The sequence below is a fragment of the Pseudomonas fluvialis genome (assembly GCF_002835605.1).
Taxonomy (GTDB): Bacteria; Pseudomonadota; Gammaproteobacteria; order Pseudomonadales; family Pseudomonadaceae; genus Aquipseudomonas; species Aquipseudomonas fluvialis.
In genome coordinates, this window is sequence record NZ_PIYS01000014.1 from 105240 (window position 1) to 122076 (window position 16837).

At 60.3% G+C, this 16837-nt stretch carries 13 protein-coding genes; 11 read left to right on the forward strand and 2 right to left on the reverse strand.

Annotation, left to right across the window (positions count from 1 at the left end; genetic code table 11):
- Positions 1-4 precede the first annotated feature (4 nt).
- Positions 5-499: a peptidylprolyl isomerase gene (locus tag CW360_RS08305; RefSeq protein WP_101193373.1), complete on the reverse strand. Its 495-nt coding sequence runs from the start codon at positions 497-499 to the stop codon at positions 5-7.
- Positions 500-634: 135 nt separating this feature from the next.
- On the opposite strand from CW360_RS08305, the gene CW360_RS08310 reads away from it, so the two are divergent.
- Entirely contained in the window at positions 635-2302 is a 1668-nt protein-coding gene (locus CW360_RS08310; protein ID WP_101193374.1) for a glutamine--tRNA ligase/YqeY domain fusion protein, read from the forward strand.
- Positions 2303-3688 carry a cysteine--tRNA ligase gene (gene cysS, locus CW360_RS08315; protein WP_101193375.1) on the forward strand — a complete coding sequence of 462 codons (1386 nt, stop codon included), beginning with the start codon at positions 2303-2305 and terminating at the stop codon, positions 3686-3688.
- A 78-nt stretch (positions 3689-3766) separates the two neighbouring features.
- Here the strand turns inward: cysS and gltA are convergent, their stop codons facing one another.
- Positions 3767-5050: a citrate synthase gene (gene gltA / locus CW360_RS08320; protein WP_093986421.1), complete on the reverse strand. Its 1284-nt coding sequence runs from the start codon at positions 5048-5050 to the stop codon at positions 3767-3769.
- Positions 5051-5409: 359 nt separating this feature from the next.
- Here gltA and sdhC point away from each other — a divergent pair, with 359 nt between their 5' ends.
- From sdhC to sucD, 9 genes are all read left to right on the forward strand, one after another.
- The gene (sdhC, locus tag CW360_RS08325) at positions 5410-5784 is read left to right on the forward strand and encodes a succinate dehydrogenase, cytochrome b556 subunit (protein ID WP_093986422.1); all 375 of its coding nucleotides are present in this window, start codon (positions 5410-5412) and stop codon (positions 5782-5784) included.
- The gene (sdhD, locus tag CW360_RS08330; protein WP_093986423.1) at positions 5778-6146 is read left to right on the forward strand and encodes a succinate dehydrogenase, hydrophobic membrane anchor protein; all 369 of its coding nucleotides are present in this window, start codon (positions 5778-5780) and stop codon (positions 6144-6146) included. The genes sdhC and sdhD overlap by 7 nt, the downstream gene beginning before the upstream one ends.
- Before the next feature lie 3 nt (positions 6147-6149).
- On the forward strand, positions 6150-7922 hold the full coding sequence (sdhA, locus tag CW360_RS08335) for a succinate dehydrogenase flavoprotein subunit (protein ID WP_093986424.1): 1773 nt from the start codon (positions 6150-6152) through the stop codon (positions 7920-7922).
- 11 nt (positions 7923-7933) lie between these two features.
- A complete protein-coding gene (locus CW360_RS08340) occupies positions 7934-8641 on the forward strand; it encodes a succinate dehydrogenase iron-sulfur subunit (protein ID WP_093986425.1) in 708 nt (235 codons plus the stop codon).
- A 250-nt stretch (positions 8642-8891) separates the two neighbouring features.
- The gene (locus tag CW360_RS08345) at positions 8892-11723 is read left to right on the forward strand and encodes a 2-oxoglutarate dehydrogenase E1 component (protein WP_093986426.1); all 2832 of its coding nucleotides are present in this window, start codon (positions 8892-8894) and stop codon (positions 11721-11723) included.
- A gap of 73 nt (positions 11724-11796) precedes the next feature.
- Positions 11797-13020, forward strand: coding sequence for a 2-oxoglutarate dehydrogenase complex dihydrolipoyllysine-residue succinyltransferase (odhB, locus tag CW360_RS08350; RefSeq protein ID WP_093986427.1), 1224 nt, complete (start codon positions 11797-11799; stop codon positions 13018-13020).
- Between the two features lie 73 nt (positions 13021-13093).
- Complete coding sequence (gene lpdA, locus CW360_RS08355; RefSeq protein WP_101193376.1) at positions 13094-14530, forward strand: dihydrolipoyl dehydrogenase; 1437 nt, start codon at positions 13094-13096, stop codon at positions 14528-14530.
- A 180-nt stretch (positions 14531-14710) separates the two neighbouring features.
- Positions 14711-15877, forward strand: coding sequence for an ADP-forming succinate--CoA ligase subunit beta (sucC, locus tag CW360_RS08360; RefSeq protein WP_093986429.1), 1167 nt, complete (start codon positions 14711-14713; stop codon positions 15875-15877).
- Positions 15877-16764: a succinate--CoA ligase subunit alpha gene (gene sucD, locus CW360_RS08365; protein ID WP_093986430.1), complete on the forward strand. Its 888-nt coding sequence runs from the start codon at positions 15877-15879 to the stop codon at positions 16762-16764. The genes sucC and sucD overlap by 1 nt, the downstream gene beginning before the upstream one ends.
- Positions 16765-16837 lie beyond the last annotated feature (73 nt).

Genomic DNA, 16837 nt, shown 5'->3' on the forward strand with positions numbered 1-16837 from the left:
CGGTTTACTCGATGATCTCGGCTTTCTCGATGATCACATCCTCCACCGGGACATCCTGATGGCCCATGCGGCTGGTGGTCGCTACGCCCTTGATGGCATTGACCACGTCCATGCCTTCCACGACCTCGCCGAATACCGCGTAGCCCCAGCCCTGCACGGTGGGAGCGCTGTGGTTGAGGAAGCTGTTGTCAGCAACATTGATGAAAAACTGTGCGCTGGCCGAGTGCGGCTCCATGGTGCGTGCCATGGCAATGGTCCCGACCTTGTTGGCAACGCCGTTGTTGGCTTCGTTCTTGATCGGAGCGCGGGTGCTTTTCTGCTGCATGCCCGGCTCGAAACCGCCGCCCTGAATCATGAAGTTGCTGATCACGCGGTGGAAGATGGTGCCGTCGTAGTGGCCGTCTTTCACGTACTGCTTGAAGTTGGCCACGGTTTCCGGGGCTTTGTCTTCAAAGAGGTTGAGAGTGATGACGCCGTGGTTGGTGTGCAGTTTGATCATTGCGGTATCCGTGATTGAGGCATTCTGACCCCGAAAGTGCAGCCGCTCTGTCGGGGGCTTGACAGGTTGGTTATCATACGGACTTTGCCCGAGACGGCCTACCCTGTGCCGCATATCTGCCAAGTTAAGGATCACATGAGCAAGCCCACCGTCGAAAAAGCCGCGAACTTCCTGCGCCCCATCGTCCAGGCCGATCTGGACAGTGGCAAGCACGCCAAGATCATCACCCGCTTCCCGCCTGAGCCCAACGGTTACCTGCATATCGGTCATGCCAAGAGCATCTGCCTGAATTTCGGCCTGGCTCAGGAGTTCGGCGGCGAGTGCAACCTGCGTTTCGACGACACCAACCCGGCCAAGGAAGACCAGGAATACATCGACGCGATCAAGGCTGACGTCGAGTGGCTGGGCTTCCAGTGGGCCGGCGAGGAACGCTACGCCTCCAATTACTTCGATCAGCTGCATGCCTGGGCCATCGAGCTGATCAAGGCCGGCAAGGCCTTCGTCTGCGATCTGAATGCCGACGAGATGCGCGAATACCGCGGCAGCCTGACCGAGCCGGGCAAGAACAGCCCGTTCCGCGACCGCTCCGTGGAAGAGAACCTCGACCTGTTCGCCCGCATGAAGGCCGGCGAGTTCCCGGACGGCGCCCGTTCGCTGCGCGCCAAGATCGACATGGCCTCGCCGAACATCAACCTGCGCGACCCGATCCTCTACCGCATTCGCCATGCTCATCACCACCAGACCGGCGACAAGTGGTGCATCTACCCGAGCTACGACTTCACCCACGGCCAGTCGGACGCGCTGGAAGGCATCACTCACTCCATCTGCACTCTGGAGTTCGAGGATCACCGCCCGCTGTACGAGTGGTTCCTGGCCAACCTGTCGGTGCCGGCGCAGCCGCGCCAGTACGAGTTCGCCCGCCTCAACCTGAACTACACCGTCACGAGCAAGCGCAAGCTCAAGCAGCTGGTTGATGAAAAGCATGTGCAGGGCTGGGATGACCCGCGTATGTCGACCCTGTCCGGCTACCGTCGCCGTGGCTATACCCCGGCCTCGATCCGCACCTTCTGCGACATGATCGGCGTCAACCGCGCCGGCGGCGTGGTCGATATCGGCATGCTGGAATTCGCCATTCGCGAGGACCTGGACGCCAACGCCGCGCGCGCCATGTGCGTGCTCAAGCCGCTCAAGGTGGTGATCACCAACTACCCGGAAGGCCAGGTCGAGAACCTCGAACTGCCGCGCCACCCGAAGCAGGACATGGGCGTGCGCGTGCTGCCGTTCAGCCGCGAGATCTACATCGACGCCAGCGACTTCGAGGAAACACCGCCAGATGGCTTCAAGCGCCTGATCCCGGGCGGCGAAGTGCGCCTGCGCGGCAGCTACGTGATCCGCGCGGATGAAGCCGTGAAGGACGCCGCCGGCAATATCGTCGAGCTGCGCTGCTCCTACGACGAGAACACCCTGGGCAAGAACCCGGAAGGCCGCAAGGTCAAGGGCGTGATCCACTGGGTGCCGGCCGCCGAGAGCGTCGAGTGCGAAGTGCGCCTGTACGACCGCCTGTTCCGCTCCGCCAACCCGGAGAAGAGCGAGGAGGGCGGCAGCTTCCTCGACAACATCAACCCGGATTCGCTGGTCGTTCTCACCGGCTGCCGCGCCGAGCCGTCGCTGGCCAACGCCGTGCCGGAAGAGCGCTTCCAGTTCGAGCGCGAAGGCTACTTCGTCGCCGATCTGAAGGACACCCAGCCGGGCAAGCCGGTGTTCAACCGTACAGTCACCCTGCGCGACTCCTGGGGTCAGTAAATGGCACTTTCCATCTACAACACCCTCTCCAAGACCAAGGACGTCTTCCAGCCGCTGGAAGGCAACAGCGTGCGTATGTACGTGTGCGGCATGACCGTGTACGACTTCTGCCATATCGGCCATGCCCGCGTGATGGTCGCCTTCGACGTGGTCACCCGCTGGCTGCGTGCGCGCGGCTATGACGTGACCTACGTGCGCAACATCACCGACATCGACGACAAGATCATCAAGCGTGCCAACGAAAACGGCGAGCCGTTCGAGGCGCTGGTCGAGCGCATGATCGCCGCCATGCACGAGGACGAGGCGCGCCTGTCCGTGCTGCGCCCGGACATCGAGCCGCGTGCCACCGGGCATATCGCCGGCATGCACCAGATGATCCAGACCCTGATCGACAAGGGCTACGCATACGCCCCGGGCAATGGCGACGTGTACTACCGCGTCACCAAGTTCGAGACCTACGGCAAGCTGTCGCGGCGCAAGATCGACGAGCTGAAGATCGGCGCGCGCATCGAGGTCGACGAGATCAAGGAAGATCCGATGGACTTCGTGCTGTGGAAAGGCGCCAAACCGGGCGAGCCGAGCTGGGATTCGCCGTGGGGCAAGGGCCGTCCGGGCTGGCACATCGAGTGCTCGGTGATGTCCACCTGCTGCCTGGGCGAGACCTTCGACATCCACGGCGGTGGCCCGGACCTGGTGTTCCCGCATCACGAGAACGAGATCGCGCAGAGCGAGGCGGCCACCGGCAAGCTCTACGCCAAGGCCTGGATGCATGCCGGCGCGGTGCGTGTGGACGGCGAGAAGATGTCCAAGTCCCTGGGCAACTTCTTCACCATCCGCGAGGTGCTGGAGAAGTACCACCCGGAAGTGGTGCGCTACCTGCTGGTGTCCAGCCACTACCGCAGCCCGATCAACTACTCGGAAGAGAGCCTCAAGGAAGCCAAGGGCGCCCTGGAGCGCTTCTACAACGGCCTGAAAGGTCTGCCGGAAGTCGCGCCGGCTGGCGGTGAGGCATTCGTCGAGCGCTTCGGCGCGGCCATGGACGACGACTTCAACTCGCCGGAAGCCTGCGCCGTGCTGTTCGAGATGATCCGCGAGGTCAACCGCCTGCGCGAGTCGGATGAACAGGCTGCCGCCGGCCTGGCCGCCCAGCTCAAGCAGCTGGCCGGTGTGCTCGGCGTGCTGCAGCTGGAGCCGGAGGACTTCCTGCAGGCCGGCGCTGCCGGCAAGGTCGATGCCGCCGAAGTCGAAGCCCTGATCGCCGCGCGCCTGCAGGCCCGTGCCGAGAAGAACTGGGCAGAAAGCGATCGCATCCGCGACCAGCTCACCGCCATGGGCGTGGTGCTGGAAGACGGCAAGGGCGGCACCACCTGGCGTCTCGTTGACTGAAAAATACGCTGCACACAAAAAAGCCGCTCTGTAGAGCGGCTTTTTTGTGCTCCCGCCATGGGCGGGAGCTGTTTGCGCTTAGCGCTTGTCCAGCGGATTGTAGTCGCGCTGCGCATAGCCGGTGTACAGCTGGCGCGGACGCCCAATCTTGTACGGGCCGGAGAGCATTTCCTTCCAGTGCGAGATCCAGCCGACGGTACGAGCCAGGGCGAAGATCACGGTAAACATGCTGGTTGGGATGCCGATGGCCTTGAGGATGATCCCCGAATAGAAGTCTACGTTGGGATACAGGTTGCGCTCCACGAAGTAAGGGTCGTTGCGCGCAATTTCCTCCAGCTTCATCGCCAGTTCCAGTTGCGGGTCGTTGATGCCCAGTTCGGCGAGTACTTCGTCGCAGGTCTGCTTCATGACCTTGGCGCGCGGATCGAAGTTCTTGTAGACGCGGTGACCAAAGCCCATCAACTTGAACGGATCGTTCTTGTCCTTGGCCTTGGCTACGAACTTCTCGATGTTTTCCACACTGCCGATTTCTTCCAGCATGGTCAGTACGGCTTCGTTGGCGCCGCCGTGGGCCGGGCCCCAGAGTGCGGCAATACCGGCTGCGATGCAGGCAAATGGGTTGGCGCCCGAAGAGCCTGCCAGGCGTACGGTGGAGGTGGAAGCGTTTTGCTCGTGGTCGGCGTGCAGAATGAAGATGCGGTCCATGGCCTTGGCCAGTACCGGGCTGATCGGTTTGATCTCGGCCGGGGTGTTGAACATCATGTGCAGGAAGTTTTCCGCGTAGTTCAGGTCGTTACGCGGGTACATGATGGGCTGGCCCATGGAGTACTTGTAAACCATTGCGGCAATGGTCGGCATTTTGGCGACCAGGCGGTGTGCGGAGACTTCACGGTGCTTGGGGTTATTGATGTCCAGCGAGTCGTGGTAGAACGCTGACAGGGCGCCCACGATACCCACCATGATGGCCATCGGGTGCGAATCGCGACGGAAACCGTTGAGGAAGCTCTTCAGTTGCTCGTGAACCATGGTGTGGTTCTTGATGGTTTCGAAGAACTTGGACTTTTGCTCGGCAGTCGGCAGTTCGCCATTGAGCAGCAAATAGCAGGTTTCCAGATAGTCGGAATGCTCGGCGAGTTGCTCGATCGGGTAACCGCGGTGCAGCAGGATGCCCTTGTCGCCGTCGATATAGGTGATTTTCGACTCGCAAGAGGCAGTCGACATAAAGCCAGGATCAAAGGTGAACCGACCCGTGGAGGTCAGGCCCCGCACATCGATAACATCAGGGCCTACGGTGCCGCTCAGGACGGGCAGTTCGACGGGGGCTGCGCCCTCGATGATCAACTGCGCTTTTTTGTCAGCCATGCTGGCCTCCTATTTATGCTTGGAATCATCAGTGGCCCCCCACGCAGGGCCCGCATCACTATAGAGGCATAAATGCGAATGTCAATTTGCCTGAGCCCTGTAGTTAGACGGGTTTTTGCCGGGTCTGGCCGGGCAAAAGGGGGCTATTTACGGCATTTGCAAAGGCTCTGCAATCCGCTCTTTGGGTAGGGTGGTCGCGTTGTCATTAGTTCCCTAACTGTCTATACTCGGCGACCGACCGGCAGGGCTTTGCCAGCCTGAATTCTGCCGTTCGGCACTCCCGTGGTGAGGGGTACCTGACCAGTGCACTTCCCGACAACTTGCCTGTTTGTTACGGGCCACAGTGTGAAAATAAAGCCGTGAATAGCCAACGACCTGTAAACCTAGATCTTCGGACGATAAAACTTCCGATCACTGCTTATACCTCCATCCTGCACCGCATTTCCGGTGTCATTCTCTTTGTCGGTCTTGTCGTGATGCTTTATGCGCTCGATAAGTCGCTGGCATCCGAGCAGGGTTTCAAAGAGGTACAGGAATGCTTGTCCAGCCCGCTGGCCAAGTTGGTGACGTGGGGGCTGCTGTCCGCACTGCTGTATCACCTGGTGGCCGGTATTCGCCATCTGATCATGGACATGGGCATCGGTGAGACGCTGGAAGGCGGCAAGCTGGGCTCGAAAATCGTCATCGCCGTTTCGGTGGTGCTGATCCTGCTCGCGGGGGTGTGGGTATGGTAACCAACGTAACCAATCTGTCGCGTTCCGGTCTGTACGACTGGATGGCGCAGCGTGTTTCCGCCGTGGTTCTGGCGGCTTACTTCCTGTTTCTGCTCGGCTACATGGTGGCCAGTCCCGATCTGGGCTATGCCCAGTGGCATGCATTGTTCTCCCAGAACTGGATGCGCATTTTCAGCCTGATGGCGCTGGTCGCCCTCTGTGCGCATGCCTGGGTTGGCATGTGGACCATCTCCACCGACTACCTGACCTCCATGGCCCTGGGCCGTTGGGCAACGGCAGTGCGTTTTCTCTTCCAGGCAGTCTGCGGCATGGCCATGTTCGTGGTGTTTGTCTGGGGCGTGCAGATTCTTTGGGGTGTCTGATCAATGGCTAGCATTCGTACTCTTTCCTATGACGCCATCATCGTCGGTGGCGGTGGTGCGGGCATGCGTGCCGCACTGCAACTGGCTCAGGGTGGTCACAAGACTGCCGTAGTCACCAAGGTTTTCCCGACCCGCTCGCACACCGTGTCCGCCCAGGGTGGCATCACCTGCGCCATTGCTTCGGCTGATCCGAACGATGATTGGCGCTGGCACATGTACGATACCGTCAAGGGTTCCGACTACATCGGTGACCAGGACGCTATCGAGTACATGTGCTCTGTCGGTCCGGAGGCCGTGTTCGAACTCGAGCACATGGGCCTGCCGTTCTCGCGTACCGAGCAGGGGCGCATCTATCAGCGTCCGTTCGGTGGTCAGTCCAAGGGGCCGGATAATCCCACCCAGGCTGCCCGTACCTGCGCTGCTGCCGACCGTACCGGTCACGCCCTGCTACATACCCTGTACCAGGGTAACCTGAAGGCAGGCACCTCGTTCCTCAATGAATGGTATGCCGTTGACCTGGTGAAGAATCAGGATGGCGCCATCGTCGGCATCATCGCCATCTGTATCGAGACCGGCGAGACCGTCTACATCCGTTCCAAGGCCGTGGTTCTGGCTACTGGCGGTGCCGGCCGTATTTACGCCTCCACCACCAATGCGTTGATCAACACCGGTGATGGCGTGGGCATGGCCCTGCGTGCCGGTGTGCCGGTGCAGGACATCGAAATGTGGCAGTTCCACCCGACCGGCATCGCCGGCGCCGGTGTGCTGGTCACCGAAGGTTGCCGTGGCGAGGGTGGTTACCTGATCAACGCGCACGGCGAGCGTTTCATGGAGCGTTACGCACCGAACGCCAAAGACCTGGCCGGTCGCGACGTGGTTGCCCGCTCCATGGTCAAGGAAGTCATTGCCGGCAACGGCTGTGGTCCGAACAAGGATCACGTGCTGTTGAAGCTGGATCACCTCGGTGAAGAAGTGCTGCACAGTCGCCTGCCGGGTATCTGTGAGCTGTCCAAGACCTTTGCTCACGTCGATCCGGTGGTTGCGCCGGTTCCGGTCATTCCGACCTGCCACTACATGATGGGTGGTGTGGCTACCAACATCCATGGTCAGGCGATCACCCAGGACGCCAATGGCAACGACAAGATCATCGAAGGTCTGTTTGCTGTCGGTGAAGTGGCTTGTGTGTCGGTACACGGTGCCAACCGCCTGGGCGGCAACTCGCTGCTTGACCTGGTGGTATTCGGTCGTGCGGCTGGCCTGCACCTGGAAAAAGCACTCAAGGAAGGTGTTGAGGCGCGCGGTGCCAGCGAAACCGACATCGAGCAGTCGCTCAAGCGTCTGGCTGGCGTCAACGAGCGTAATACGGGTGAAGATGTGGCGCCGCTGCGTAAGGAACTGCAGCAGTGCATGCAGAACTATTTCGGTGTATTCCGTACCGGCGAATACATGGAGAAGGGCATCAAACAACTGGCCGACCTGCGTGAGCGCATCGCGAACGTCAAGATCGCGGACAAGAGCCAGGCGTTCAATACTGCGCGTATCGAAGCGCTGGAACTGCAAAACCTGCTCGAAGTGGCCGAGGCTACTGCGATTGCCGCGAATACTCGTACCGAGTCTCGTGGTGCGCATGCCCGTGAAGACTTCGAGGAGCGCGATGACGAAAACTGGCTGTGCCACACCCTGTACTTCCCGGGTGACAAGCGCGTAGCCAAGCGTGCCGTCAACTTCGCGCCGAAGACTGTTCCGGCGTTTGAACCCAAGGTTCGGACTTATTAAGGGTGCCTGATATGTTGCAAGTCAGTGTTTATCGTTACAACCCGGAGAAAGACGCTTCTCCCTACATGCAGGACTTCCAGGTCGATACCGGCGGCAAGGATGTCATGGTCCTTGACGTACTGGCCTTGATCAAGGAACAGGATCAGAGCTTTTCCTACCGTCGCTCTTGCCGTGAAGGGGTCTGTGGCTCCGATGGCATGAACATCAACGGCAAGAATGGCCTGGCCTGCATCACGCCGCTGTCGGCTGCTGGCCTGAAGGGCGGCAAGCTGGTCATCCGTCCGCTGCCGGGTCTTCCGGTGATTCGTGACCTGGCCGTCGATATGAGCATCTTCTATAAGCAATACGAGAAGGTGCAGCCGTACCTGCAGAACGACACGCCGGCTCCGGCCATCGAGCGTCTGCAGTCTCCGGAAGAGCGCGAGAAGCTGGACGGTCTGTACGAGTGCATCCTGTGCGCGTGCTGCTCCACCAGCTGCCCGTCCTTCTGGTGGAACCCGGACAAGTTCCTCGGTCCTTCGGCGTTGCTGCAGGCCTACCGTTTCCTGGCTGATAGCCGCGATACGCAGACTGCCGAACGTCTGGCTGCACTCGATGATCCGTTCAGCGTGTTTCGCTGCCGCGGCATCATGAACTGCGTGAATGTCTGTCCGAAGGGCTTGAACCCGACCAAGGCGATCGGACATATTCGCAACATGTTGCTGCAAAGCGGTACCTGATTACACCTTGCGTTACCTGCAACACCTGCGGCGGCAGATTTAACCCTGCCGCCGCAGTCAATCCAGGGTTCAGGCTCACAAAGCCAGGCCCTATAACTGAATAATATGAAGACCAGCAGGGGCGACCGGGCTGGTGCCCGGACTATCTGCGGGATTCGTAGTGGCTTTACCAAGGTCGCTGCATCAGGACTTTGCACAGCAGACTGCGTAGTCACCGCTGGTGGTGTCCCCTTACCGAGGGTGACCTAGCATGCAAGAAAGCGTAATGCAGCGCATGTGGAGCAGCGCCCACCTATCCGGTGGTAACGCGGCCTATGTGGAAGAGCTTTATGAGCTCTACCTGCACGATCCTAACGCTGTGCCCGAAGAGTGGCGCACCTACTTCCAGAAATTGCCGGCTGACGGCAATCCTGCCAACGACGTCTCACACTCCACGATTCGTGATCATTTCGTCCTGCTGGCCAAGAACCAGCGGCGTGCCCAGCCTGTTTCGGCCGGAACCGTCAGCAGCGAGCATGAGAAGAAGCAGGTTGAAGTACTGCGCCTGATTCAGGCCTTCCGCATGCGCGGCCACCAAGCCGCCCAACTCGATCCGCTGGGGCTTTGGCAGCGCAAGGCGCCTGCCGACCTGTCGATTCATCATTACGGTCTGACTGATGCCGATCTGGACACCACCTTCCGTACCGGTGAACTGTTCATCGGCAAGGAAGAGGCCACCCTGCGAGAAATCCATCAGGCGCTGCAAGAGACCTATTGCCGCAATATTGGTGCAGAGTTCACGCATATCGTCGACTCTGAACAGCGCAAGTGGTTTGCCCAGCGCCTGGAAAGTGTGCGCGGTCGCCCGTTGTACTCCGCCGACGTGCGCGGCCACCTGCTGGAGCGTCTGACGGCCGCCGAGGGTCTGGAAAAATACCTGGGTACCAAGTATCCCGGTACCAAACGCTTTGGTCTTGAGGGTGGGGAAAGCCTGATTGCCCTGCTTGACGAAATCATCCAGCGCAGTGGTTCCTACGGCACCAAGGAAATCGTCATCGGCATGGCGCACCGCGGTCGCCTCAACGTCTTGGTGAATACCTTCGGAAAGAATCCGCGCGATCTGTTCGACGAGTTCGAGGGCAAGAAGACCGAGGGGCTGTCTTCCGGTGACGTGAAATATCACCAGGGCTTCTCGTCCAACGTCATGACCCAGGGCGGGGAAGTACACCTGGCGCTGGCCTTCAACCCTTCCCACCTGGAGATTGTCTCTCCGGTGGTCGAAGGCTCGGTGCGGGCCCGCCAAGATCGTCGCAGCGACAAGACTGGCGACAAGGTATTGCCGATTTCCATCCATGGTGACGCTGCGTTCGCCGGCCAGGGCGTGGTCATGGAAACCTTCCAGATGTCGCAGACCCGTGGTTACAAAACGGGCGGCACCATTCATCTGGTGATCAATAATCAGGTAGGTTTCACCATCAGCAATCCTCAGGACTCGCGCTCGACCGAGTACTGCACGGATGTGGCGAAGATGATTCAGGCGCCGATTCTCCATGTGAATGGCGATGACCCCGAGGCAGTGCTGTTTGTCACCCAGCTAGCCGTTGACTACCGCATGCAGTTCAAGCGCGATGTGGTTATCGACCTGGTTTGCTACCGTCGCCGCGGTCACAACGAAGCAGACGAGCCGTCCGGCACGCAGCCGTTGATGTACCAGCAGATTGCCAAGCAACGCACCACTCGCGAGCTGTATGCCGATTCGCTGGTACAGGCTGGCGTACTCGATGCTCAGCGTGTTCAGGAGAAGATCGACGAGTACCGTACGGCCCTGGATAACGGTCAGCATGTGGTCAAGAGCCTGGTCAAGGAGCCCAACAAGGAGCTGTTTGTCGACTGGCGCCCTTATCTGGGGCATGCCTGGACAGCCCGTCACGATACCCGCTTCGAGCTCAAGACCCTGCAGGAACTGGCTGCCAAGCTGGTCGATGTACCGGAAGGCTTCCTGCTGCAGCGCCAGGTGGCGAAGATCCTCGAAGACCGGCAGAAGATGACGGCCGGTGCCTTGCCGATCAACTGGGGCTACGCCGAGAACCTTGCCTATGCCACCTTGCTCTTCGAAGGTCACCCGGTACGTATTACCGGCCAGGACGTAGGCCGCGGCACCTTTTCGCACCGTCATGCGGCGCTGCATAGTCAGAAAGACGGTAGCACCCATCTGCCGCTGCAGAACCTCTATGCCGGTCAGCCGGCGTTCGAGCTGTATGACTCCTTCCTTTCCGAGGAGGCCGTACTGGCATTTGAGTACGGTTACGCAACCACCACGCCGAATGCGCTGGTGATCTGGGAAGCGCAGTTCGGCGACTTTGCCAACGGTGCCCAGGTGGTGTTCGACCAGTTCATTTCCAGTGGTGAGCACAAGTGGGGACGCCTGTGTGGCCTGACCGTGCTGCTGCCGCATGGTTATGAAGGGCAGGGCCCTGAGCACAGCTCGGCGCGTCTGGAGCGTTATCTGCAGCTGTGTGCCGAGCACAACATCCAGGTCTGCGTGCCGACCACTCCGGCGCAGGTCTACCACATGCTGCGTCGCCAGGTGATTCGTCCGCTGCGTAAGCCCTTGGTCGCATTGACGCCCAAGTCGTTGCTGCGTCATAAGCTGGCCATCTCGACCTTGGAAGAGCTTGCTGAAGGCTCCTTCCAGACGGTGATTGGTGAAGTGGATGCGCTGGAAGCCAAGAAAGTGGAACGGCTGATTCTGTGCAGTGGCAAGGTCTACTACGACTTGTTGGAGAAGCGGCGTGCCGAAGGGCGCGAAGATATTGCCATCGTGCGTATCGAGCAGCTCTATCCGTTCCCCGAGGAAGACCTCGCGGAGGCTTTGGCACCGTTCAAGCATCTCAAGCACATTGTCTGGTGCCAGGAAGAGCCGATGAACCAGGGCGCGTGGTACTGCAGTCAGCACCACATGCGCCGTGTAGCCAGTGCGCACAAGAAGGATCTGTTCCTGCAATACGCCGGTCGCGATGCTTCGGCAGCGCCTGCCTGTGGCTATGCTTCGATGCATGCCGAACAGCAGGAGAAACTGCTGCAGGACGCCTTCACCGTTTAACTGCCTTGCTTTGCTACGCCAGCCTGTAGCTGGCGTAGTACGACATCACCGAATTAGATAGGAACTGAACAACATGGCTATCGAGATCAAAGCCCCTACATTCCCTGAGTCGGTCGCCGACGGCACGGTTGCTACCTGGCACAAGAAGCCGGGCGAGGCGGTCAAGCGTGACGAGCTGATCGTCGACATCGAGACCGACAAAGTGGTCATGGAAGTACTGGCCGAAGCTGACGGCGTGGTTGGCGAGATTCTCAAGAACGAAGGCGACACCGTGCTCAGCGGCGAACTGCTGGGCACCCTGGTCGACGGCGGCGCGGCCAGTGCGCCGGTAGCCGCAGCACCGGTTGCTGCGGTAGCGGCCCAGGTCGCTGCTCCGGCGTCTGCCGAAGAAGCCCTGCTGTCTCCGGCAGCGCGCAAGATCGCCGAGGAAAATGGCCTGAATCCGGCGGCCATCGCCGGTACCGGCAAAGGTGGTCGGGTGACCAAGGAAGACGTGGTGGCGGCTGTCGAGGCACGCAAGACTGCTCCGGTTGCGGCGCCAGCTGCCAAACCGGCCGCGCCGGCTGCCGAAGCACCGCTGTTCGCTGCCGGCGAGCGTGTCGAGAAACGCGTACCGATGACCCGCCTGCGCGCCAAGATCGCCGAGCGCCTGGTCGAGGCGCAGTCTTCCATGGCCATGCTGACCACCTTCAATGAAGTGGACATGCATGAAGTCATGGCCCTGCGCAGCAAGTACAAGGACCTCTTCGAGAAGACCCATAACGGTGTGCGCCTGGGCTTCATGTCGTTCTTCGTCAAGGCCGCGGTCGAGGCGCTCAAGCGCTTCCCGGCCGTGAATGCCTCGATCGATGGCAACGATATCGTCTACCACGGCTACCAGGACATCGGCGTGGCCGTATCCAGTGACCGTGGACTGGTGGTGCCGGTACTGCGCAATGCCGAATTGATGAGCCTCGCAGAGATCGAGAACGGCATTGCCACCTTCGGTAAGAAGGCGCGTGACGGCAAGCTGTCCATCGAAGAAATGACCGGTGGCACCTTCACCATCACCAATGGCGGCACCTTCGGTTCGATGATGTCGACGCCGATCGTCAACCCGCCACAAGCGGCCATCCTCGGCATGCACAACATCATCCAGCGTCCGGTAGCGATCAACGGCCAGGTGGTGATTCGTCCGATGATGTACCTGGCGCTGTCCTACGATCACCGCCTGATTGATGGCAAGGAAGCAGTGAGCTTCCTGGTCACCATCAAGAACCTGCTGGAAGACCCGGCGCGCCTGCTGCTGGATATCTAAACATCAGCGGCAAGCTGCAAGTCTGCAAGCTGCTTAGCTTCGACTTGCGGCTTAAGGCTTAAAGGAGAAAGTTATGACCCTGAAATTTGACGTGGTAGTGATTGGTGCAGGCCCGGGCGGCTATGTGGCGGCCATCAAGGCGGCCCAGCTGGGCCTGAAGACTGCCTGCATCGAGAAATACCAGGACAAGGACAACAAGGTAGCACTCGGTGGTACCTGCCTGAACGTCGGCTGCATTCCCTCCAAGGCGCTGCTCGACAGCTCCTGGAAATACCATGAGGCCCAGGAAGGTTTTGCCGTGCATGGTATTACCGCCAAGAGCGTCAGCATCGACGTGCCGGCAATGATTGCACGCAAGGCTCAGATCGTTAAGAACCTCACCGGCGGTATCGCCGGCCTGTTCAAGGCCAATGGTGTAACCCTGCTGGAGGGGCATGGCAAGCTGCTGGCCGGCAAGCAGGTGGAAGTCACCGGCAGCGACGGCAGCGTGACCTTGGTGCAGGCGGAGAACGTGATCATCGCGTCCGGCTCCAAGCCTATCGACATCCCACCGGCGCCGGTCGATCAGGAAGTGATCGTGGATTCTACCGGTGCTCTGGAGTTCCAGAGCGTACCGAAGAAACTCGGGGTGATTGGTGCGGGGGTTATCGGCCTCGAACTGGGTTCGGTCTGGGCGCGCCTGGGGGCTGAAGTCACCGTGATCGAGGCCCAGGACAAGTTCCTCCCGGCGGCTGACGAGCAGATTGCCAAGGAAGCCCTGAAGACGCTCACCAAGCAAGGCCTGAGCATTCGTCTGGGGGCTCGCCTGACGGCTTCTGAAGTGAAGAAGAAGCAGGTGACTGTGAGCTTCACCGATGCCGAAGGTGAACAGCAAATGACCTTCGACAAGCTGATCGTTGCGGTTGGCCGTCGTCCGGTAACGACTGATTTGCTGGCTGCCGATTGCGAGGTGACGCTCGACGAACGTGGCTATATCTATGTTGACGACTACTGCGCGACCAGCGTGCCCGGCGTGTATGCGGTGGGTGACGTAGTGCGTGGGCCGATGCTCGCTCACAAGGCATCGGAAGAGGGCATCATGGTGGCCGAGCGTATTGCCGGTCACAAGGCACAGATGAACTACGACCTGATTCCCGGGGTGATCTATACCCATCCGGAAATCGCCTGGGTCGGCAAGAACGAGCAGCAACTCAAGGCCGAGGGCGTGGAAATCAATGTCGGCACCTTCCCGTTTGCTGCCAGTGGCCGCGCCATGGCTGCCAACGATACCGGTGGTCTGGTCAAGGTCATTGCCGATGCCAAGACAGACCGCGTGCTGGGCGTGCATGTGATTGGCCCAAGTGCTGCCGAACTGGTACAGCAGGGAGCCATTGCCATGGAGTTCGGCACCAGTGCCGAAGACCTGGGCATGATGGTGTTCTCGCACCCGACGCTGTCCGAAGCGCTGCATGAAGCGGCACTGGCGGTAAACGGCCAGGCGATCCATATCGCCAACCGCAAGAAACGCTAAGCAGGTTGCAGGGGGCGCGACAGTTGCTCGCCGCCCTCTGTGCAAGGAACCACGGTGCACGGCCCGCGGGTTTTCGCCTGACGGAAAGTGTGCCGGGCCATCAAAAGGTGGCCACAGGTGGCGCGGCGTCAAAAGCGCAGCGCCGTACGCGCAATACCCAAACACAAACGGTAGACAAGCATGAATCTCCATGAATATCAGGGTAAGCAGCTGTTCGCTGAATACGGCCTGCCCGTATCCCAGGGCTATGCCGTAGACACCCCGGAAGAGGCCGCAGCGGCATGTGACAAAATCGGCGGCGATATGTGGGTGGTCAAGGCCCAGGTGCATGCCGGTGGTCGTGGCAAGGCTGGCGGCGTCAAGCTGGTCAAGAACAAGGAAGACGCCAAGGCATTCGCCGCCCAGTGGCTGGGCAAGCGTCTGGTGACCTACCAGACCGACGCCAGTGGCCAGCCGGTGACCAAGATTCTGGTCGAAGCCTGCACTGATATCGACAAGGAACTCTACCTGGGCGCGGTGGTTGACCGTTCCAGCCGCCGTATCGTGTTCATGGCGTCTACCGAAGGTGGCGTGGAAATCGAGAAGGTTGCCCACGACACCCCGGAAAAGATCCTCAAGGCCACTATTGATCCGCTGGTTGGCGCACAGCCCTTCCAGGGCCGCGAGCTGGCCTTCCAGCTGGGCCTGCAGGGCGACCAGATCAAGCAGTTCACGCACATCTTCGTTGGCCTGGCCAAGCTGTTCCAGGACTACGACCTGGCCCTGCTGGAAATCAACCCGCTGGTCATCAAGAAAGACGGCAACCTGCACTGCCTGGATGCCAAGATCAACATCGACGGCAACGCCCTGTATCGCCAGCCCAAGCTGCGCGCCATGCATGACCCGTCGCAGGACGACCCGCGCGAAGCCCACGCGGCCAAGTTCGAACTGAACTACGTGGCCCTGGAAGGCAACATCGGCTGCATGGTCAACGGTGCCGGCCTGGCCATGGGCACCATGGATATCGTCAACCTGCACGGCGGCAAGCCGGCCAACTTCCTTGATGTCGGCGGTGGTGCCACCAAGGAGCGGGTGACCGAGGCGTTCAAGATCATCCTTTCCGACAGCAACGTGCAGGCCGTACTGGTCAACATCTTCGGTGGCATCGTGCGCTGCGACATGATTGCCGAAGGCATCATCGGCGCGGTCAAGGAAGTCGGCGTGAAAGTGCCGGTGGTGGTGCGTCTGGAAGGTAACAATGCCGAACTCGGCGCCAAGGTACTGGCCGAGAGTGGCCTGAACATCATCGCGGCAACCAGTCTGACCGACGCGGCTCAGCAAGTGGTCAAAGCGGCGGAGGGCAAGTAATGAGCGTCCTGATCAATAAAGACACCAAGGTCATCTGCCAGGGCTTTACCGGCTCGCAGGGTACTTTCCACAGTGAGCAGGCGATTGCCTACGGTACGCAGATGGTCGGTGGGGTAACCCCGGGCAAGGGCGGTACCACGCATCTCGGTCTGCCGGTGTTCAACACCGTCAAGGAAGCCGTGGCTGCCACGGGGGCCGATGCCTCGGTGATCTATGTGCCGGCTGCCTTCTGCAAGGACTCGATCCTCGAAGCCGCCTTCGGCGGTATCAAGCTGATCGTCTGCATTACCGAAGGCATCCCGACCATCGACATGCTGGAAGCCAAGGTCAAGTGCGACGAGCTGGGCGTACGCCTGATCGGCCCGAACTGCCCGGGCGTGATCACTCCCGGCGAGTGCAAGATCGGTATCATGCCGGGGCACATCCACCTGCCGGGCAAAGTCGGCATCGTGTCGCGCTCCGGCACCCTGACCTATGAAGCCGTGAAGCAGACCACCGACGCCGGCTTCGGCCAGTCGACCTGTGTAGGTATCGGTGGTGACCCCATCCCGGGCTCCAACTTCATCGATATCCTCAAGCTGTTCCAGGAAGATCCGAAGACCGAAGCCATCGTGATGATCGGTGAAATCGGTGGTAGTGCCGAGGAAGAGGCTGCAGCCTTCATCAAGGCCAATGTCACCAAGCCGGTAGTTTCCTATATCGCGGGTGTGACGGCTCCTGCCGGCAAGCGCATGGGCCATGCGGGCGCCATCATTTCCGGCGGTAAAGGCACTGCGGATGAGAAGTTCGCTGCCCTGCAGGATGCCGGCGTGAAAACCGTGCGTTCCCTGGCGGATATCGGCAAGGCCCTGGCCGAGCTGACTGGTTGGGAAATGAAGAAGGCCTGATTCATTCAGTCTTCTTTAAGAACCCCGGGGCGCCTGGCGCCTCGGGGTTTTTTATGCGCCTTCGGAAAAATGC

Excerpts from the sequence above, each read along its gene's own strand:
- CW360_RS08305 (WP_101193373.1), bottom strand. The coding sequence starts at position 499 with ATGATCAAACTGCACACCAACCACGGCGTCATCACTCTCAACCTCTTT.
- CW360_RS08310 (WP_101193374.1), top strand. The coding sequence starts at position 635 with ATGAGCAAGCCCACCGTCGAAAAAGCCGCGAACTTCCTGCGCCCCATC.
- cysS (WP_101193375.1), top strand. The coding sequence starts at position 2,303 with ATGGCACTTTCCATCTACAACACCCTCTCCAAGACCAAGGACGTCTTC.
- gltA (WP_093986421.1), bottom strand. The coding sequence starts at position 5,050 with ATGGCTGACAAAAAAGCGCAGTTGATCATCGAGGGCGCAGCCCCCGTC.
- sdhD (WP_093986423.1), top strand. The coding sequence starts at position 5,778 with ATGGTAACCAACGTAACCAATCTGTCGCGTTCCGGTCTGTACGACTGG.
- sdhA (WP_093986424.1), top strand. The coding sequence starts at position 6,150 with ATGGCTAGCATTCGTACTCTTTCCTATGACGCCATCATCGTCGGTGGC.
- CW360_RS08340 (WP_093986425.1), top strand. The coding sequence starts at position 7,934 with ATGTTGCAAGTCAGTGTTTATCGTTACAACCCGGAGAAAGACGCTTCT.
- CW360_RS08345 (WP_093986426.1), top strand. The coding sequence starts at position 8,892 with ATGCAAGAAAGCGTAATGCAGCGCATGTGGAGCAGCGCCCACCTATCC.
- odhB (WP_093986427.1), top strand. The coding sequence starts at position 11,797 with ATGGCTATCGAGATCAAAGCCCCTACATTCCCTGAGTCGGTCGCCGAC.
- lpdA (WP_101193376.1), top strand. The coding sequence starts at position 13,094 with ATGACCCTGAAATTTGACGTGGTAGTGATTGGTGCAGGCCCGGGCGGC.
- sucC (WP_093986429.1), top strand. The coding sequence starts at position 14,711 with ATGAATCTCCATGAATATCAGGGTAAGCAGCTGTTCGCTGAATACGGC.
- sucD (WP_093986430.1), top strand. The coding sequence starts at position 15,877 with ATGAGCGTCCTGATCAATAAAGACACCAAGGTCATCTGCCAGGGCTTT.